General features: G+C 71.5%; 13 protein-coding genes. 5 read left to right on the top strand and 8 right to left on the bottom strand.

Features of this window, described 5'->3' with window-relative positions:
* Positions 1–5: 5 nt before the first annotated feature.
* The 3 genes from ACMXN5_RS34605 to ACMXN5_RS34595 are packed head-to-tail and all read right to left on the bottom strand — an operon-like array spanning position 6 to position 5,316.
* A complete protein-coding gene (locus ACMXN5_RS34605) occupies positions 6–1,253 on the bottom strand; it encodes a cytochrome P450 (RefSeq protein ID WP_439678851.1) in 1,248 nt (415 codons plus the stop codon).
* A complete protein-coding gene (locus ACMXN5_RS34600) occupies positions 1,250–3,745 on the bottom strand; it encodes a non-ribosomal peptide synthetase (RefSeq protein WP_439678850.1) in 2,496 nt (831 codons plus the stop codon). The genes ACMXN5_RS34605 and ACMXN5_RS34600 overlap by 4 nt, the downstream gene beginning before the upstream one ends.
* On the bottom strand, positions 3,742–5,316 hold the full coding sequence (locus ACMXN5_RS34595) for an AMP-binding protein (protein ID WP_439678849.1): 1,575 nt from the start codon (positions 5,314–5,316) through the stop codon (positions 3,742–3,744). The genes ACMXN5_RS34600 and ACMXN5_RS34595 overlap by 4 nt, the downstream gene beginning before the upstream one ends.
* Positions 5,317–5,679: 363 nt before the next feature.
* Here ACMXN5_RS34595 and ACMXN5_RS34590 point away from each other — a divergent pair, with 363 nt between their 5' ends.
* Positions 5,680–6,384, top strand: coding sequence for an SDR family NAD(P)-dependent oxidoreductase (locus tag ACMXN5_RS34590; RefSeq protein WP_439678848.1), 705 nt, complete (start codon positions 5,680–5,682; stop codon positions 6,382–6,384).
* Between the two features lie 90 nt (positions 6,385–6,474).
* Here the strand turns inward: ACMXN5_RS34590 and ACMXN5_RS34585 are convergent, their stop codons facing one another.
* The 3 genes from ACMXN5_RS34585 to ACMXN5_RS34575 form a co-directional block, all read right to left on the bottom strand.
* Positions 6,475–8,376, bottom strand: coding sequence for an ABC transporter ATP-binding protein (locus ACMXN5_RS34585; RefSeq protein ID WP_439681343.1), 1,902 nt, complete (start codon positions 8,374–8,376; stop codon positions 6,475–6,477).
* A gap of 80 nt (positions 8,377–8,456) precedes the next feature.
* On the bottom strand, positions 8,457–10,190 hold the full coding sequence (locus tag ACMXN5_RS34580; protein WP_439678847.1) for an ABC transporter ATP-binding protein: 1,734 nt from the start codon (positions 10,188–10,190) through the stop codon (positions 8,457–8,459).
* On the bottom strand, positions 10,190–10,900 hold the full coding sequence (locus ACMXN5_RS34575) for a TetR/AcrR family transcriptional regulator (RefSeq protein WP_439678846.1): 711 nt from the start codon (positions 10,898–10,900) through the stop codon (positions 10,190–10,192). Before ACMXN5_RS34575 ends, ACMXN5_RS34580 begins: the two co-directional genes overlap by 1 nt.
* Before the next feature lie 96 nt (positions 10,901–10,996).
* On the opposite strand from ACMXN5_RS34575, the gene ACMXN5_RS34570 reads away from it, so the two are divergent.
* Complete coding sequence (locus tag ACMXN5_RS34570) at positions 10,997–12,205, top strand: amidohydrolase (RefSeq protein ID WP_439678845.1); 1,209 nt, start codon at positions 10,997–10,999, stop codon at positions 12,203–12,205.
* A gap of 69 nt (positions 12,206–12,274) precedes the next feature.
* On the opposite strand, the gene ACMXN5_RS34565 is transcribed toward ACMXN5_RS34570, so the two are convergent.
* A complete protein-coding gene (locus ACMXN5_RS34565; protein ID WP_439678844.1) occupies positions 12,275–13,501 on the bottom strand; it encodes a tetratricopeptide repeat protein in 1,227 nt (408 codons plus the stop codon).
* A gap of 173 nt (positions 13,502–13,674) precedes the next feature.
* Here ACMXN5_RS34565 and ACMXN5_RS34560 point away from each other — a divergent pair, with 173 nt between their 5' ends.
* Positions 13,675–14,106 carry an ASCH domain-containing protein gene (locus tag ACMXN5_RS34560; protein WP_439678843.1) on the top strand — a complete coding sequence of 144 codons (432 nt, stop codon included), beginning with the start codon at positions 13,675–13,677 and terminating at the stop codon, positions 14,104–14,106.
* 126 nt (positions 14,107–14,232) lie between these two features.
* On the top strand, positions 14,233–14,877 hold the full coding sequence (locus ACMXN5_RS34555) for a dihydrofolate reductase family protein (RefSeq protein WP_439678842.1): 645 nt from the start codon (positions 14,233–14,235) through the stop codon (positions 14,875–14,877).
* A gap of 253 nt (positions 14,878–15,130) precedes the next feature.
* Here ACMXN5_RS34555 and ACMXN5_RS34550 read toward each other — a convergent pair whose 3' ends face one another.
* Positions 15,131–15,475 (bottom strand): hypothetical protein, encoded by a 345-nt coding sequence (locus ACMXN5_RS34550; protein WP_439678841.1) that lies wholly within the window; start codon positions 15,473–15,475, stop codon positions 15,131–15,133.
* A gap of 211 nt (positions 15,476–15,686) precedes the next feature.
* Here ACMXN5_RS34550 and ACMXN5_RS34545 point away from each other — a divergent pair, with 211 nt between their 5' ends.
* Positions 15,687–17,219 (top strand): M1 family metallopeptidase, encoded by a 1,533-nt coding sequence (locus ACMXN5_RS34545; RefSeq protein ID WP_439678840.1) that lies wholly within the window; start codon positions 15,687–15,689, stop codon positions 17,217–17,219.
* Positions 17,220–17,279: the final 60 nt, after the last annotated feature.

Raw genomic sequence — 17,279 nt, 5'->3', positions numbered from 1 at the left:
ATGGGTCAGGCCGCGGCGGTCGCGTGCGGTTCCGGGATCAGGCGTACCGGCAGGGACTGCACGCCGGAGAGGATGCTGGAGTAGATCGGCTGCGGCGGCCCGAGCGGCTCGATGTCGGCCACCAGGCGCCGCAGTCCGTCGAGCACTGCCTCGACCTCCAGCCGCGCCAGGTAGTGGCCGAGGCAGAAGTGCGAGCCGTACGCGAAGGTCAGGTGTTTGTTGGGGGAGCGGTTGAGGTCGAAGCGGTCCGGATCGGCGAAGACCTCGCCGTCGAAGTTGGCCGAGGAGATCCACACGCTGACCGCGTCGCCGGCGGCGAAACGATGGCCGCCGACCGTCACGTCGGAGGTGACCGTACGGCCGCCGTGCAGCGACGGGTGGGTCCAGCGCAACACCTCCTCCACCGCCGTGGACATGTCCACCTCGCCCTTCTTCAGGGCCGCCCACTGGTCGGGGTTCTCGACGAGGGCGAGCAGCCCGCCGGTGATGGCGTGCCGGCCGGTCTCGTCGCCGCCGATCATCAGGCCGTAGCAGTTGGCCATCAGCTCGGCGTCGGACAGGTGTTCCCCGTCGATGCGGCTGCCGGCCAGCAGGCTCACCACGTCGTCGTGCCCGCTGTCCCGGCGGGTCTCGGCCAGGTCGGAGAAATACAGCAGGATCTCGTTCTTCGCCGTCCAACTGTCCTGGTACGGGGCGTCGGCGTAGTCGGAACTCCACGCGTGCGAGGTCAGATCCAGCAGCTGCCGCCGGTCCTCCCGGGGAATGGCGAGCAGGTCGCAGATGGCGCCAAGCGGTACGTTCCCCGACACGTCGTGGGCGAAGTCGCAGCTGCCCTTGCGGATCGCCTCGACCAGCAGCTGATCCACCGTCACCCGCAGCGCCTGCTTGATCTCCTCCAACATCCGGGGGGAGAAGGCCCGCATCAGGATGTTGCGGATCTGCGCGTGCCGCTTGCCGTCGGTCACCGCCAGCATGGTTCCCGACGCCGAGTCGCCGCCGGTGAGGATCGTGGCCAGCGCGTTGCCGCCCTCGGTGGTGAAGCAGTCCTTGCCGCGATAGACGGTCATCGCGTCGGCGTAGCGGCTCACCACCCAAAAGCCGGGGCGCGACTCGCGCGGGGTGTGCCAGTGGATCGGCCGGTGCGCGCGCAGGTGGCGCCACACCTCGCGCAGGTCGTACTCGGCGTGCAGCCGCGCGTCGGCCAGGTCGATGTCGTCGATGTCGTCGGGGGAGATCACGGGTCGGGTGTTCACGCCTGGCTCCTCTGGTGCCCGTTCGCGCGGTTCAGCCGGTTGGTTTCGGCGACCGCGGCGAGGGCCTCGATCGTGGGGTGGTCGATCAGGTCCCGTGGTGAGATCGACAGTCCCGCCCGGCGGGCCTCGCGGATCAGCACGATGGTGAGCATGCTGTTGCCGCCGAGCTTGAAGAAGTCGCCGTCGATGTCCACCGCGGACAGGTTGAGCGCCTTCGCGAAACACGCGACGAGGGCGGCCTCGGCCGGGTTGCGCGGCGCCCGGCCCGGGGTCGAGGGGGCCTCCTGCGGCGCCGGCAGCGCGGCCCGGTCGAGCTTGCCACCGGGCGTGAGCGGGAACTCGGCGACCTCCACGAAGGCGGCGGGCACCATGTACGCCGGCAGGAACCGCTCGACATGCTCGCGCAGGGCGGCGGGATCGAGCGCGGCCTCGCCCGCCGGTACCGCGTAGGCCACGATCCGCGGGCCGGCCGGCGTGTCGTCGCGGACGACGGCGACCGCGCGGGCGACATCCGGGTGTTCGGCCACCGCGGCGGCCACCTCGCCCGGTTCGACGCGATACCCGCGGACCTTGACCTGGTCGTCGGCCCGACCGTGAAAGGTAAGGCTTCCGTCCCGTCGCCAGGACATCAGGTCCCCGGTCCGGTACATGCGCTCCCCGGGCGCGAACGGGTCGGCCACGAACCGCGCGGCGGTCAGGCCCGGTCGCCGCAGGTAGCCCCGGGCCAGACCGGGACCGGCGATGTACAGCTCGCCGACCACACCCGGCGGCACCGGGCGCAGCCCGTCCGCGAGCACGTAGACCGACCGGCCGGCGATCGGCCCGCCCACCGACGGCCGTCCCGAACCCGACAGCGGCTCGCTCATGGTCGCGCACACGGTGGCCTCGGTCGGGCCGTAGGCATTGATCGTCCGGTGGTTGCCCGACCAGGTCGCGGCCAGTTCGGCCGGGCACGCCTCGCCCGCCATCACCAGGGTGCGCAGGCCCGACAGCCGGGGTTCGGCGAGGCCGGCCACCGCGACCGGCGGCAGGACCGCGTGGCTGATCCGCTCGTCGACGAGCACCCGTTCCAACTCCTCGCCGACCAGCGGCCCGGCGGGCGGGACGACGAGGGTGGCGCCGGCGGTGAAGGCGGCCAGCAGTTCGGTGACCGACGCGTCGAAGCTCGGGGAGGCGAACTGCAGGACACGGCTGTCCGGCGCGACGGCCATGCGCGCCACCTTCGCCGCCGCGAGCGAGGCCAGGCCGGCGTGGGTGACCACGACTCCCTTGGGGCGTCCGGTCGTTCCGGAGGTGTAGATGACGTACGCCGGATCGGCCGTCCGGTACGGGGGTCGGCCGTTCCCGGCCTCGGATTCGGATTCGGCCTCGGATTCGGCCTTGGTGTCGGCGTCGGGCGTGTCGAGCGCGGTGGCCGTCTCGGCCTCGTCCAGCACGATCCGCTCCGGCCCGACACCGGCCGGCGGCGCCGACCCCGTGGTCGTCACCAGTAGCGCGGGCCGCGCGTCGCCGAGCATGAACGCGACGCGGTCGGCCGGGTATTCGGGATCCACGGGCAGGTAGGCGGCGCCGGCCCGGCCGACCGCGACGATCGCGACGACCATCGCCACCGAGCGGGGCAACACGAGCGCGACGATGTCCTCGGGACCGAGACCCCGGCGCCGGATCAATCGGCCCAACCGGTCGGCGCGGCGGTCGAGTTGGGCGTAGGTGAGGGTTTCCCCGCCACCGACCAGCGCGGTCCGGTGCGGGTTGGCCCGGGCCTGGCGCCGCACCACCTCCGCGAGCGAGATCGCGGGCGGGTCCGCGCCGTTGTCGTTCCACTCGGTCAACATCCGGTGGTGCTCGTCGCCGGTCAGCAGGGCGATCGTGCCGAGTGGGCGATCCGGGTCGTCGGTGAACGCGTCCAGGAGCCGGACGAGCAGGTTCGCCGGCAACTCGGTGGCCGTACCGTCCGCCGCGCGCACGCACAGCCGCACCCGCCGGCCCGGATGCACGGTGCAGCGGATCGGCACCCCGCCGGCGGCCGAGCCCACGGGGTCGGTGCCGGCCATGTACACCGCGCTGTCGAACAACTCGCCCGCCGAGTGGTCCCGGTACGGCTCGCCCTCGACGGGTCCGGGCGGAGCCTCGGCCTGCCGGGCCGTCGCGGCGAGCGAGGCGGCCGGCCGGTACCGCAGGTGGACGGGACGTATCGCCCCGCCGAAGACCACGTGTTCGTTGCCGGTCAGCAGGCTCGACACCGCGCCCCAGGCGGCCCGTACCACCGATTCCAGGGTCAGGCCCCGGGCCTCGCAGTGGGCGCTCAGCCGAGCGCTCGTCGCCTCGGACAACTCCCGCTCGGTGCTCGCCGGCGCACCGGTCTCGGCGGCCCCCGCGAGCGCCGGCACCAGCAGGGTCGGTTCCGCCGGAGCGGGCGGGTACGCGCCGCCCCGGGCGTGCTCGGCGGGAGGGGTGTCCAGGTCGCCGACGTATGTGGTGGGCAGGGTCATCTCGTCTCCGATGCGTTGTGGGCCGGCGCTGCGCCGGCGGCCTCGGCCTCCGCGCGCAGCCGCATCCGGTCGGGTTTGCCGAGGCCGAGCAGCGGCAACTCCGCGCGGAACGTCACGACGGTGGGGGACTGGTTCGGTGACAGGACCGCGGCGACGTGCTCGCGCAGTTCCTCGGCGGTGACGTGCCGGCCGTCGCGCACGACCACGGCGGCGTGCACGCGCTCCATGCGGTCGGCGTCGGCGACCCCGAACACCGCGGCCTGCGCCACCGCGGGGTGCCCGGACAGGGCCTTCTCCACGGCCGCCGGATACACCTTGATGCCCTTGGTCTTGACGACATCCGCGAGCCGGCCGCGCAGGTGCAGATATCCGTCCTCGTCCAGGTGTCCGATGTCGCCGGTGTGCAGTCGACCGCCGCGCAGGGTCCGCGCGGTCGCCTCCGGGTCCCGCCAATACCCGGCCATCACCAGCGGCGTATGCACACACACCTCGCCCACCTCGCCGATGGGCAGTTCACGCTCGTCGAGCGGGTCCCGGATGCTCAGCGTCACCGGCGTGACCGGCCGGCCCACGGTGCTCAGCAGCTCCGGACGGGTGTGGTCGTCGCCGGTGAGCCGGCAGATCAGGCCGCACTCGCTGCTGCCGTAGATCTGGCCGAGCACCGGGCCGAAGACCTTCACCGCCTCGGCGAGTCGGTCGGCGGAGGCCGGGCTGCCGGTGTAGCCGAGGTCGCGCAGGCTGGACAGGTCGGTGGCGCCGACGTCCGGATGGTCCGCCAGGGCGTACACCTGCGGGGCGGACAACATCACCCGGGATATCCGGTGCCGGCCCACCGCGCGCAACACCGCCGCCGCGTCGAACCCCTGGTGCAACACGACCGTGCCGCCGGACACCAGGACGTTGTCCGAGGTGAACGCGGCCGTATGGGTCAGCGGCGCGGTGACCAACATCGTCTGCCGATGCCCCAGGGCGGCCATCCGCGCGGTGATGTCGTTGCGCACCTCGAACGACCAGCACACACCCTTCGGTCGACCCGTCGAGCCGCTGGTGTAGGTGACGACGGCCAGTTCGCCCTGGGCGGCGTCGGCCGGATCGAAGGCGTCGGGCGACGGCAGGCTCAGGTCCGTGACATCGGGACCGAGGTCGCCCAATCCCACCAGGAGCACGGGCCGTTCGAACCGGGCGCGCAACTCGCGGGCCCGGGCGGCGTTGTCCGCGTCGATCGCGAACACGGTCGCCCCGGTGCTCGCGACCATCTCGAACTGCTCGCCGGCGCGCAGTACATCGCCGGGATCGACCGCGTTCACCGTGCCGACGTGCACCACGAGGGCGCCGACGAGGCCGGCGGCGTAGCGCAGGACAAGCGTCGCGGGGGTGTTGTTGACCGTCATCACCGCGACCACGTCGCCGACGCCGACGTCGTGCGCGCGCAACCCGGCGGCGGCCGAGCGGACCGCGGCGGCCAACTCGCCGGCGCGGGTCGGGATGTCCTCGTGGACCAGGCTGATCCGGTCCTCGTCGACGGATAACGACTCCAGGATCTGTCGGACGTAGTGGTCGTTGCCGGGCATGGCGTACTCCCATCCGATGTACGGCTGCGGGGTGCGGCGCCGCCGCGCGGTCGCGGGCGGGCCTGCGGGATTCGTGGGTATTCCGTCGTGGCGCCGGGCTTCGGGCCGGCAGGCGGCGCCGGGCCGGGTTGCGGCGGCGGGCAGGGCAGAGACTGTCGGATCGGCGCTGGAAGCGGAACCGTGCCGCTGCGGGATCCCGATGGAATTCGCCGAGTCTAGGCAGGGTCGGCGACGGGGTCCAGAGCGATGCGGCCCGTAGGCGTCGCGGTGCGCACGGCGGGTCGGTCGGTGGGGAAATCACCGATGAACAGGGCCATTTGCGCTGCTAGGCTCCCGCCTCCGAACTGTTGGGGGGAGGCCGCCGTGGCCGCAGTTGGCATCATTTCCGGGGCGGGCCGGGCCGGCGACTCGCTCGCCGCACGGCTGGCGGACGCGGGATTCGATCTCGCGGTGTTGGGTCTGTCCGCGGATGCCTGTGCCGGGGCCGTGGAGTGCGCGCGGCGATCGGGTCGCCGGGCGCTGGCCGTGGAGGTACGCGCGGGTGAGGCCGATTCGGTGCAGGGGGCGGTGGATCACGTCGACGTGCACCTGGGGCCGCCCGCCGTGCTGGTGCACGTCGTCCGGGCGCTGCCGGGCGGGCCGCCGGGCGCGGTGGCGGACTGGGACGGGGAAGTGGGCGGACCGCTGCGGGAGACGTTCCTGATCAGCCGGGCGGTGCTGGACCCGATGATCCGGGAGGGGTACGGGCGCATCGTCACCGTGGTCGACATGCCGGACGCCGCCGACGGGCGGGGGAACGCCACCGTGCGGGCCGCGCTGGAGGGGTTCACCCGGACGCTGGCGCTGGAGGCCGACGCGTTCGGCGTCACCGCCCACCTCGTCGTCGTGGGTCGGGGCATGTGGGCGGCGGCGGGGGAGATCCTGCCGCCGGCGCCCGGTCCGCCCGCGCCGGGCGGGCGTGCGCCGGCGGCCGAACTCGCGGCCACCGTGGCGTTCCTGGCCGGCGACGGGGCCGGCATCGCCTCGGGGGAGGTCGTCCACGTGGCGGCCGCCGGTGGGATGCCCTGAGCGGGGCTCCGAACAGGGCCCCGCGCAGGGCTCCGAACAGAGCCCTGAGCAGGGCCCTGAGCAGGGCCCCGAGCGAAGCCCCGAACGGCCTCAGTCGCGCCGCCGATCCGCCCCGGCGAACTGCGCCGCGTGCAGCCGCGCATAGGCGCCGCCGGCCGCGCACAGTGCCTCGTGCGTGCCCTGTTCGACGAGCCGACCCGACTCCATCACCAGGATCAGGTCCGCGTCGCGGATCGTGGACAACCGGTGCGCGATGACGAAACTGGTCCGCCCGGTGCGCAACGTGTTCATCGCCCGCTGGATCAGCACTTCGGTACGGGTGTCCACCGAACTGGTCGCCTCGTCCAGGATGAGGATGCCCGACCCGCCCAGGAACGCGCGTGCGATGGTGACCAGTTGCCGTTCGCCGACACTGAGATTGGTACCCGCCTCGTCCAGCATCGTGCGGTAGCCGTCGGGCATGGCGCGCACGAAGTGGTCGACGTGTGCCGCGCGCGCCGCCTCCTCGATCTGTTCGGCCGTCGGGCGGTCCGCGCCGTACCCGATGTTGTCGGCGACGGTTCCCCGGAACAGCCAGGTGTCCTGCAACACCATCCCGATGTTGCGCCGTACGTCCTCGCGGGTCATCGTCGCGATGTCCACGCCGTCGATGGTGATCCGGCCCGAGGTGAGGTCGTAGAAGCGCATCAGGAGGTTGACCAGGGTCGTCTTCCCGGCGCCCGTGGGGCCCACGATCGCCACCGTTCGCCCCGGCTCGGCGGTGAACGACAGGTGCTCGATCAGCGGTTCGTCCGGCGTGTACCGGAAGCAGACGTCCTCGAAGACGATGCGGCCCCCGAGCGGCCCCGGCCGCACCGGCCGCGCCGGATCCGGCAACTGCTCCTCCGCGTCCAGGAGTTGGAAGATGCGCTCCGCCGAGGCGATGCCGGACTGGAGCAGATTGCTCATGGTCGCCATCTGGGTGATCGGCTGGCTCATCTGGCGGGAGTACTGGACGAAGGCCTGGACGCCGCCCAGGGTGACCATGCCGGCGGTGGCGAACAACCCGCCGCTCACCGCGACCAGGACGAAGTTGGCGTTGGCCAGGAACAGCATGGTGGGTTGGATCGTCCCGGAGACGAACTGCGCCCGGAAGCCGACCCGACGCAACTCCCGGTTGTGCCGGTCGAAATCCTGCCGCACCTCCTCCCGCAGCCCGAAGGTCCGAACCACCGAGTGGCCCGCGTAGGTCTCCTCGATGTGCCCGTTCAGCCGGCCGGTCGTGGCCCACTGCTCGACGAAGTGGGGTTGTGCCCGGCGGCCGATCCGGGCGGCGCCGATCAGGCACAGCGGGACCGTGGTCAGCGCGACCAGGGCGAGCAGCCACGACACCCAGAACATCACCGCCACCACCCCGGCGATGGTCAGCACCGACGTGAGCAACTGACTCAGCGTCTGCTGGAGGGTCTGGGTGAGGTTGTCCATGTCGTTGGTCGCGCGGCTGAGCACGTCCCCGCGCGACTGCCGGTCGAAGTAACTCAGCGGCAATCGGGAGAGTTTCGCCTCGACGTCCTCGCGGAGCCGGAAGCCGATGCGCTGCACCAGCCGGGCGGTGCACCGGGCCTGCACGATGCCGAACACCCCGGAGAAGAGGTACAGCAGCAGGGCCGCGAGCAGAACCCAGCCCAGCCGGGTGAAGTCGATGCCGTGGCCGGGCGACACCGGCAGCGGGGACACCAGGTCCGCGAGCCGGTCGTGCCCGGTCGCCCGCAGGTGGGCGACGGCGTCGGCCTTGCTGACGCCGGGCTGCAATTCGGCGCCGATGTGCCCGGTGACGATGACGTCGGTGGCCTTGCCGAGCATGAGCGGTCCGAGCACCGCCAGGGTGACGGCGACCACCGCGCAGCCGGCGGTCGCGGCGATGAGCAGACGGTCCGGACGCAGGGTGCGCGCCAGGCGGCGGATCGAGCCGCGCAGGTCGAGGACCTTGGCCGGCGGCATCCCGCCACCCATTGCCCGTCCGGCGCCGACCGCACCGGCCAGGGGCGCGCGCGGCACGGTGGGCCGCGCCGGGTCGCCGGGCTTCCCGATACTCACGCCGCCTCCTGGTCGTTGGTCTGGGACAGGGCGATCTCCCGGTAGGTGGCGTTGTGTTCGAGCAGTTCGGCATGCGTACCGGCGCCGACCACACGTCCCTCGTCCAGCACGAGGATGTGGTCCGCGTCGCGGATGGTGCCGACGCGCTGCGCCACGACGAGCACGGTCGCCTCGGCGGTCTCGTCGGCGAGCGCGGTACGCAGCGCCGCCTCGGTGGCGTGGTCGAGGGCGGAGAACGAGTCGTCGAACAGGTAGATCGCCGGCCGGCGGATGAGCGCCCGGGCGATGGCCAGCCGTTGGCGCTGCCCACCGGACAGGTTCGAGCCGCCCTGGGTGACCGCGGCTTCCAGTCCCCGCGGGAGCCGTTCGACGAACTCCCGGGCCTGCGCGACCTCCAGGGCATGCCACATCTCGGCCTCGCCGGCATCGTGCCGGCCGTGCCGGAGGTTGTCGGCGATGGTGCCGGAGAACAGGAACGGCCGCTGCGGTACGTACCCGACCTGTGCCGCGAGCAGCGCCGGTGCCAACTGCCGTACGTCGGCGCCGCCGACGCGGACCGTGCCCGCGCTCGCCCCGATCAGCCTCGGCACCAGGTCGAGCAGGGTCGTCTTCCCGCTGCCCGTTCCGCCGACGATCGCGGTGACGGTGCCCGGTCGGGCCACCAGGTCGATGCCCTGGAGGACGGCCGAATCGGCACCGGGATAGCGGAACTCCACGGCGGACAGCTCGACTTCGCCGGGGCGGGGCAGCGCGGTCAGGGGGTGCTCCGGCGCCCGCAACATCGGTTCGGTGCCGAGTACGCCCTGGATGCGTTCGGCACTCACCTCGGCCCGGGGAATCATGGTGAACATGAAGGTGGCCGACAGAATCGACATCAGGATCTGCATCAGATACGACAGGTAGGCGGGCAGCGCGCCGATCTGCATCGACCCGCCGGCGATCCGGTGCCCGCCGAACCACAACACGGCGACACTGGACACGTAGATGACCAGCATCAGCATCGGGAACATCACCGCCGTGAGCCGGCTGACGCGCAGCGACACCTCGGTGAGTTTCTCGTTGGCGGCGGTGTACCTGCGGCGCTCGCGGTCGTCGCGGACGAACGCCCGGATCACCCGGACGCCGGTGATCTGTTCGCGCAGGATGCCGTTGGTGCGGTCGAGCCGCCGCTGGGCCACCCGGTGCAGCGGAAGCATTCGGCCGACCAGGACACCCACGATGACGACCAGTACCGGGATGACGACCGCGAACAGGCCGGACAGCGGCCCGTCCAGGCGCAGCGCCATGACCACGCCGCCGACGCACACGATCGGCGCGGGCACCAGCAGGGTGCCGGTGAGCAGCGCGAGGAGTTGCACCTGTTGCACGTCGTTGGTGGTGCGGTTGAAGAGCGACGCGGTGCCGATCCGGTTCACTTCCTGGGCGGAGAAGGACAACACCCGGTCGAAGACCGCCGCCCGCAGGTCGTAGCCGAGGGCGGTGGCGATCCGGGCGGCGAGATAGGCAGCCGTGATCGAGCAGAGGATCTGGCCCAGCGCGACGGCCGCCATCACGCCGCCGATGCTCAGGATGTATCCGTTGTCGCCTTCGAGCACGCCGTTGTCGATCAAATCGGCGTTGAGGCTGGGCAGTTGCAGTGCGGCGACGGCCTGACCGACCTGTAGGAAGAGGAGCAGGGTCAGGGAACGGCGGTAGGGGCGCAGGTGGTTGCGTAACAGGCGCAATAACATCAGCGTCGCGCCCGCTTGGTCGACCGGGGTGGTTGGCGCGCCGGGTCGAGGGTCGGGGCGGGTGCGGGGGGCGGCTCGGGGGTTCGATCGGGGGCTTGCTCGCGCACGAGCAGGCCGTCGAGGAGCAGCGTGGCGATCTCGTCGGTGTCGAGCGCGTCGCCGAGGCCGAACGTACCGCGGGTGGTGGCGAATACCATCGCCACCACCAGTTGCGCGACCATGGTCGGTGGACGGCGCAGCGTGTCGCGGTCGGGCTCGACCACCTCGGCGACCGCCGCGACGAGGCGTTGCCGGTAGCGCGCCACCTCCGCCAGGAACGGTTCCCTGACCTCCGCCGGCACGCTCTGGGTGCGCAGCGCGGCCACGAGCGGTTCGGTGGCGACGAGTTGGTCGGCGATCACGCGGATCACCGCGCTCAGCCGGTCGCGCAGGTCCGGATTCGGATCGATCGCGGCGATCGCGGCGACGATGGGCGTCGGTTCGAAACTGCTCAGCACGGCGGCGTGGACGAGCGAATGTTTGTCCGGGAACACGCTGAAGATCGTGCCCTCGGCGACTCCCGCGGCTCGGGCGATCTGCTGCGTGGTCACCGAGACGCCGCGTTCGAGGAGGAGGGGGAGGGTGGCGGCGATGATGGCGGCGCGCCGCTCCTCGGGTTCGAGGGAGGGCGCGCGCCGCCGCCGAGTAGCCCTGCTTGTGGTGTCCGTCACGCACCCGAAGCTAATGAATGAGTGCTCACTCAGTCAAACGGCGCTGCACGCCCTAGCATCGGGACCGTGCCCCGCCGACCGGACGGAAGGAATACGATGATCTCCACCCCACCCGACCTGCTGAACGAACTCACCGAGGTGTACCGGGACTTGCACCGGCATCCCGAGTTGGCCTTCGAGGAGCACCGCACCGCGTCCCTGGTCGCCACACACCTGCGCGCGCTCGGCTGCGACACGGTGGAAGGGGTGGGCGGCACCGGCGTGGTGGGCGTGTTGGCCCGGGGGGAGGGGCCGACCGTGCTGCTCCGCGCCGACATGGACGCGCTGCCGGTCACCGAGAAGACCGGCCTGCCGTACGCGTCGACGAGGGACGGGGTCGCCCATGCCTGCGGCCACGATCTGCACACCACGTGGCTGATCGGCGCGGCGACCGAGCTGGCCGGTCGGTTCGCCGACTGGTCGGGCCGGGTGTTACTGGTCTTCCAGCCCGCGGAGGAGATCGGCCGCGGGGCCCGGGCGATGCTCGACGACGGCCTGTACGCACGATTCGGCACGCCGGCGGTCGCGTTGGGGCAACACGTGGGTCCCGGGCCGGCCGGCCGGATCGGGTACCGCGACGGGGTCACCATGGCCGCCGGCGATGCCATCCGGGTCCGGCTGCGTGGCAAGGGCGGTCACGGCTCGCGGCCGGAGGCGACGGTGGACCCGGTGGTCCTGGCCGCCGCGACGGTGATGCGCCTGCAGACCGTGGTGTCCCGGGAGGTGGCGGCGACCGACCCGGTGGTGCTGACCGTGGGATCGATGCACGCGGGCACCAAGGAGAACATCATTCCCGACGAGGCCGAACTGGGCCTGACCCTGCGCTCGTTCGACGCCGCGGTCCGCGACCGGGCACTGGCGGCGATCGAACGGATCGTGCGGGGCGAGGCGGCCACGTCCGGGGCGCCGGACCCGGAGGTCGAACTGCTCTACAGCTTTCCGGCGTTGGTCAACGACGAGCGGGTCGGCGAGGCGGTACTCGCGGCGTTCCGGGCGCAGTTCGACCCGGCGCGCGTGGTCGCGGCGCCGCTGATCCCGGCGAGCGAGGACTTCGGCCTGCTGACCGACGGCGGCCGCATTCCCTCCGCGTACTGGTTCGTCCGAGGCACCGACCCGGCGCTGTACGCAGAGGCCGAGGCGGCAGGCCGGATCGCGGAAGACATCCCCACCAACCACTCCCCCCACTTCGCCCCAATCCTCGACCCCACACTGTCCACCGGAATACAAACCCTGGTAACCGCCGCCCGCACCTGGCTCACGCGTTAGCGCCCCGATTCCAGCCGCCGCGGCCGTGCGAACCTCCGAGCCCGGCCCCGGACAGGTGCTGCGGTTGGCTCAGTCCGGGTCGGGTTGCGGCGGAATCTGCGGTAGTTCCGCAAGTACCTTGCGGACGGCGGCCGTTCGTGGGTGCTCCGGGCCGAAGTGGGTCCGCCAGGCCGCCTCGGCCATCCGGAGCCGGTCCCGGGCCTCGGCGTGGCGCCGTGGCTCGTGGGCGAGTGCCGTGCCCAGGGCGGTGCCCGCCTCGAGGGTGCGGTGGTGGAAGGGTCCGAGTTCGCGGGCACCCAGGGACAGCGCGGCGTCGGATTCGGCCTGCGCGTCGGCGTATCGGCCCAGGCCGATCAGCACGCCGGCGGCGGCGTTCGCGATCAGCGCCGTGCTGCCGTCCCGGTCGGCCGGTCCGGTGCGTGCGAACACCGCCCTGGCTGCGGTGATCTGCGCCAGGGCCTCGTCGTGGCGAGCGTCCGCGTCCAGGCACACGGCCAGGTTCGCGTGCGCGACCGGCAACTCGCGCCAGGTCGCGGTATGCGACGCGGCACGATCGACCGTCGATCGAGCGCACGCCTCGGCCTCGGTCCGACGCCCCAGGGCGAGCAACGCCGGAACCAGCACGTGCCCGACCTCCACGGAAGTCCGCGTCGTCGTACGTTCGTCGGCGCCGTCCAACGAACCCAGGGCGGCCCGGCACTCCCGCTCGGCGTCCGAGTAGCGACCCAGATATCCCAACTGTTCCGCACGCAGAATTCGCGCGCCCCGCTCCCAATGGCGCACCGTGGGACGCCGAACGGCGTAGGCGATCACGCGCTCGGCGATCTCCAGTGCCTCGCCGGGACGGCCGAGCGAGGCCAACGTCCGGGCCCGGAGCTGCCGGTTGGCGACGTACCACCACGGTGAGGGGTGCCCGACCGGCAGTCCGATCACGGTGCGCGATTCGGCCTCCGCCACCTTCGGTCGCCCGGCGACGACGAGCGCATGGACGAGATACGCGCGGGCACGCATCTCCTCGTCCCCCGACGGCTGCGCCGCCTGCGCGTACGCCAACGATTCGCGGATCAGCGCCTCGGCCTCCTCGTGTCGGCCGAGCTTGGACAACGCGCTGCCCAGATCCAATCTGCACACGAACGTGGTGTGCGCCGTCGGTCCGTCGCGCTCGACCGTCAAGCGCACGGCCTCGCGCAACAACGGCTCCGCCTCCGTGTCCCGTCGATCCGCCAACAGGCCCAGCCCGCTCCGGTACAACGCACCGGCCTCGCCCCCGGTACGCTCCCGCCAACGATCCGCCAACCGACCCACCCGAGTTGCCCCCTCACGCGCACCCCACCCAACCGCCGAACCGGATGATCCCACAGCAGGTGTGACATCCGCCCGAACGGGGCCGGGCCACCCCGTCGCGCTTGGTACCAATGGCTGCGCGCGGCGGGACTGCGCCCGTGAACGTCCTGTCGTAGCGTGGGGGCATGGTCGACGTGTTCGAGTATCCGCCCATGGAGTTCGGCTTTCCCGGGGCGTTGCGGGATGCGCTTGTTGCCGCGGTGCTCGATGGGACGAAGACCAGTACCACCGGGGTGCTCGCGGACTACGAGCATGCGGGTGAGGAACTTCCGCGGGTCGGGGATCGCTACACGGTCGTCGATTCGGAGGGATGTGGTGTCGGCGTCATCGAGATCACCGAGGTCCGCGTGTTGCCGCTGGCGGATGTCGACTGGCCGCATGTTCGCGACGAGGGTGAGGGCGATACCTCGATCGCGCAATGGCGGGCCAACCACGAGAAGTTCTGGCACGGACCCGAGATGCGGGCGGCGATGGACGATCCCGGGTTCACCGTCGATGACGACACTCGGGTTGTCGCCCAGCGCTTCGGACTCCTCCCGCGCGGCGAAGGCGTGTAGGCGCGATCGCGAGGCGGGTTCGGAAGATTTTTCGGAGAATCCGTGGCTCGATGTCGAGAAGGGGATGTGGGCTCCGATCCATCCGTGAAACCGACGCGCAGCCCGAAGGCATCACAGGAGGAAGACGTGGCTCAGCTGTTGAGAGTTCAGAATTTCGGCGTGTCGAGTGACGGCGTGGGTGCCGGTGAGGATCAGAGTCTCGAACGACCGTTCGGATATGATCATCCCGAAAGACTGTTCGCCTGGGCGGGGGCGACCGCCAGTTGGCGGATGCGTACCAAGCCCGGGGGCAGTCGGGGGCTCGATGACTACTTCACGCGGGACTACGACCGCAATATCGGTGCCGAGATCATGGGCCGCAACAAGTTCGGGCCCCAGCGCGGGCCCTGGCGGGACCACGAGTGGCGTGGTTGGTGGGGGGACGAGCCGCCGTTCCGGACGCCGGTGTTCGTCATGACGCACCATGAGCGTCCCTCGTTCACGCTCTCCGACACCACGTTCCACTTCGTCGACGGCGACCCGGCCACCGTTCTCGACAAGGCGCGCGAGGCGGCGCAGGGCAAGGATGTGCGACTGGGCGGTGGGGTCACCGTCATTCGGAAATTCCTGGAGGCCGACCTCGTCGACACGATGCATGTGGCGGTCTCGCCGCTGAAGCTGGGGGGCGGACTGCGCCTGTGGGAATCCCCCGACGAGCTGCTCGACCGGTTCCACCTCGATGTCGTGCCCAGCCCGAGCGGCGTGGTGCACCACCTCTTCTGGCGTAAGTAGCCACGGCCGCCGACCGCGCTTGGGGGGTGGGGAATGATTCCGGGGCGGTGTCGGTTGTGATGGTCGTCGGTGAGGGTGTGCCCCCGGGCCCAACCATTGCCTCCGTGGAATACCGCTCGGCTGGAGCCACGGTGTGCCTTCCGCCGTGAGGCGGCCCCCTCACCGGCCTCGACGTGACGCACGGCGCCGCTTCCCGTTACCGGGAGCGGCGCCGTCGTGCTTCGACGCGGACGACGACTACCCTGAGTCGGCCCTACCCGACGCCACGGGGCATGGCCAGGATTTCGCGGCCGCGGGCCGGGGTGATCAGTTCGGCCAGGACGGGGTCGGCGAGCAGGGAGATCGGGGCGATGTGGTCCTCGCATACCGGCCGCCACAGGCGCAGGGCCGCCCGAAGTCGGGGCCAGGCTTCGTCGCAGAGGGCCGCGCGAGCGATCCTGAAACCGTACGCCGCCGCGTCGGTGGACAGCGAACCGCCGCCCGCCAGAGCGACGTTCGCGAATGCCGACAGGGTCGCCAACACCGCGAAGCCGAGCATCGCCAACTCGGTGCCACGCCGATTCGGTACGAGTTCGTCACCCTCCCGCCGATCCGTCATGTCGTGCCCCGTCGGTTGGCCGTGATCGTTCCAAGGAACGAGGAGGACGTTGGCGGCCCGGTTCCGCGCCACCGAAATCGCCTGCGCCCCGGCGCCGGCATTTCGCATTGCTTTCTTCCCGTGAACATCCGGGCGTTCGGGCGTAGGACGGGGTCCGGCGGGACAAGGATCGATCCGACCCGTTTTCCCAGTGACCCTGTGGAGGACCACTGTGCGCACGAGGCTGACCGTCTCTGCCGCCGCAGGCGCGCTCGCCCTGCTCCTGTCCGTCCCCGCCTCCGCCTCGGCCGCCGCCCAGGCCGGCCCGGGAGCCCCGGGCATCGGCGACCCCTACTACCCGACCGCCGGCAACGGCGGCTACGACGTCTCGCACTACGACATCCGGCTCAAGTACCAGCCCGCCACCGACGACTTAGAGGGCACCACCACCATCCTGGCCACCGCCGGTCAGGACCTCACCCGCTTCGACCTCGACTTCGTGCTGAAGGTGAGCGAGGTGCTGGTCAACGGCCGCCCCGCCACGTTCGCCGCCACCGGTGAGCACGAACTGGAGATCACCCCCGCCCGGGTGATCACCAAGGGCAGCCCGATCACCGTCGTCGTCCGCTACGCCGACCGCCCCGGCACGGTCCTGCGCGGTGGCGTGTCGGGCTGGTTGCGCACCCCCGACGGCGGCATCGCCGCCAACGAGCCCGAGGGCGCGGCCTGGTGGTACCCGAGCAACGACCACCCGACCGACAAGGCCACGTTCGATGTCTCCGTACTGGTCCCTGACGGCACCCAGGTGATCAGCAACGGCACCTCGACGCAGAGTTCGCGGGCCGGCTGGACCCGCTACAACTACCGGCAGACCAAGCCGCAGGCCACCTACCTGGCCACGGTGGCGATCGGCAAGTTCGACATCCGCACCGACACCACCCCCGGCGGACTGCCCGTCATCACCGCGTACAGCAGGGACCTCGGCGACAACGCCGGCGCGGCGCAGGCCAGTGTCGAGCGGACCGGCGAGCTGGTCGACTGGCTCAGCGGCCGATTCGGCCCGTACCCGTTCGGCACCGTCGGCGGCTATGTGCCCAACGTGCCCACCGGCTACGCGTTGGAGACGCAGGGTCAGATCTTCTACAGCCCGGCGCAGTTCGCCCGCGGGGCCAACACCTCCGTCGTGGTGCACGAACTGGCCCACCAGTGGTACGGGGACAGCGTGTCCGTGCGGCGCTGGAGCGACATCTGGCTCAACGAGGGCTTCGCCCGGTACTCGCAGTGGTTGTGGTCCGAGCACGAAAACGAGGGCACGGCCCAGGAGTTGGCCGACTACGTCTACAACCTCTACCCGGCCGACAACGTATTCTGGACCATCAAGCCGGGCGACCCGGGGCCGGACCAGCAGTTCGCCGGCGCGGTCTACGACCGGGGCGCGGTGGCGGTGCAGGCGCTGCGCAACGCCGTCGGGGACGAGAAGTTCTTCCAGATCCTGAAGGGCTGGCCGACCGAGCGCAGGTACGGCAACGCCACCGTCCAGGACTTCCAGGCGTACGCGGAGCGGATCTCCGGCAAGCCGCTGGCCGAACTGTTCACCACCTGGCTGTTCACGCCGTCGAAGCCCGCAGCGGGATCGGCCGGAGTGGCGGCGCCGGGCACGGCGAAGCCGGGCCTGACGCCGAGGGCCACGGCGGACGTGGCGCCGGAGCCGAAGTCCTGGAAGAAGATCCAGGAGACCAACACGGTGCACGATCACAAGGATTGACGATCCATCGGATGTGAATCCCGCAAACGGCCCGGCCGGCCGCCCCGAGCGGCCGGCCGG

It is taken from the genome of Embleya australiensis, assembly GCF_051903075.1.
Taxonomy (GTDB): domain Bacteria; phylum Actinomycetota; class Actinomycetes; order Streptomycetales; family Streptomycetaceae; genus Embleya.
Note: the sequence above shows the minus strand (reverse complement) of the source record. Positions and strands in the feature narration are given on the sequence as shown.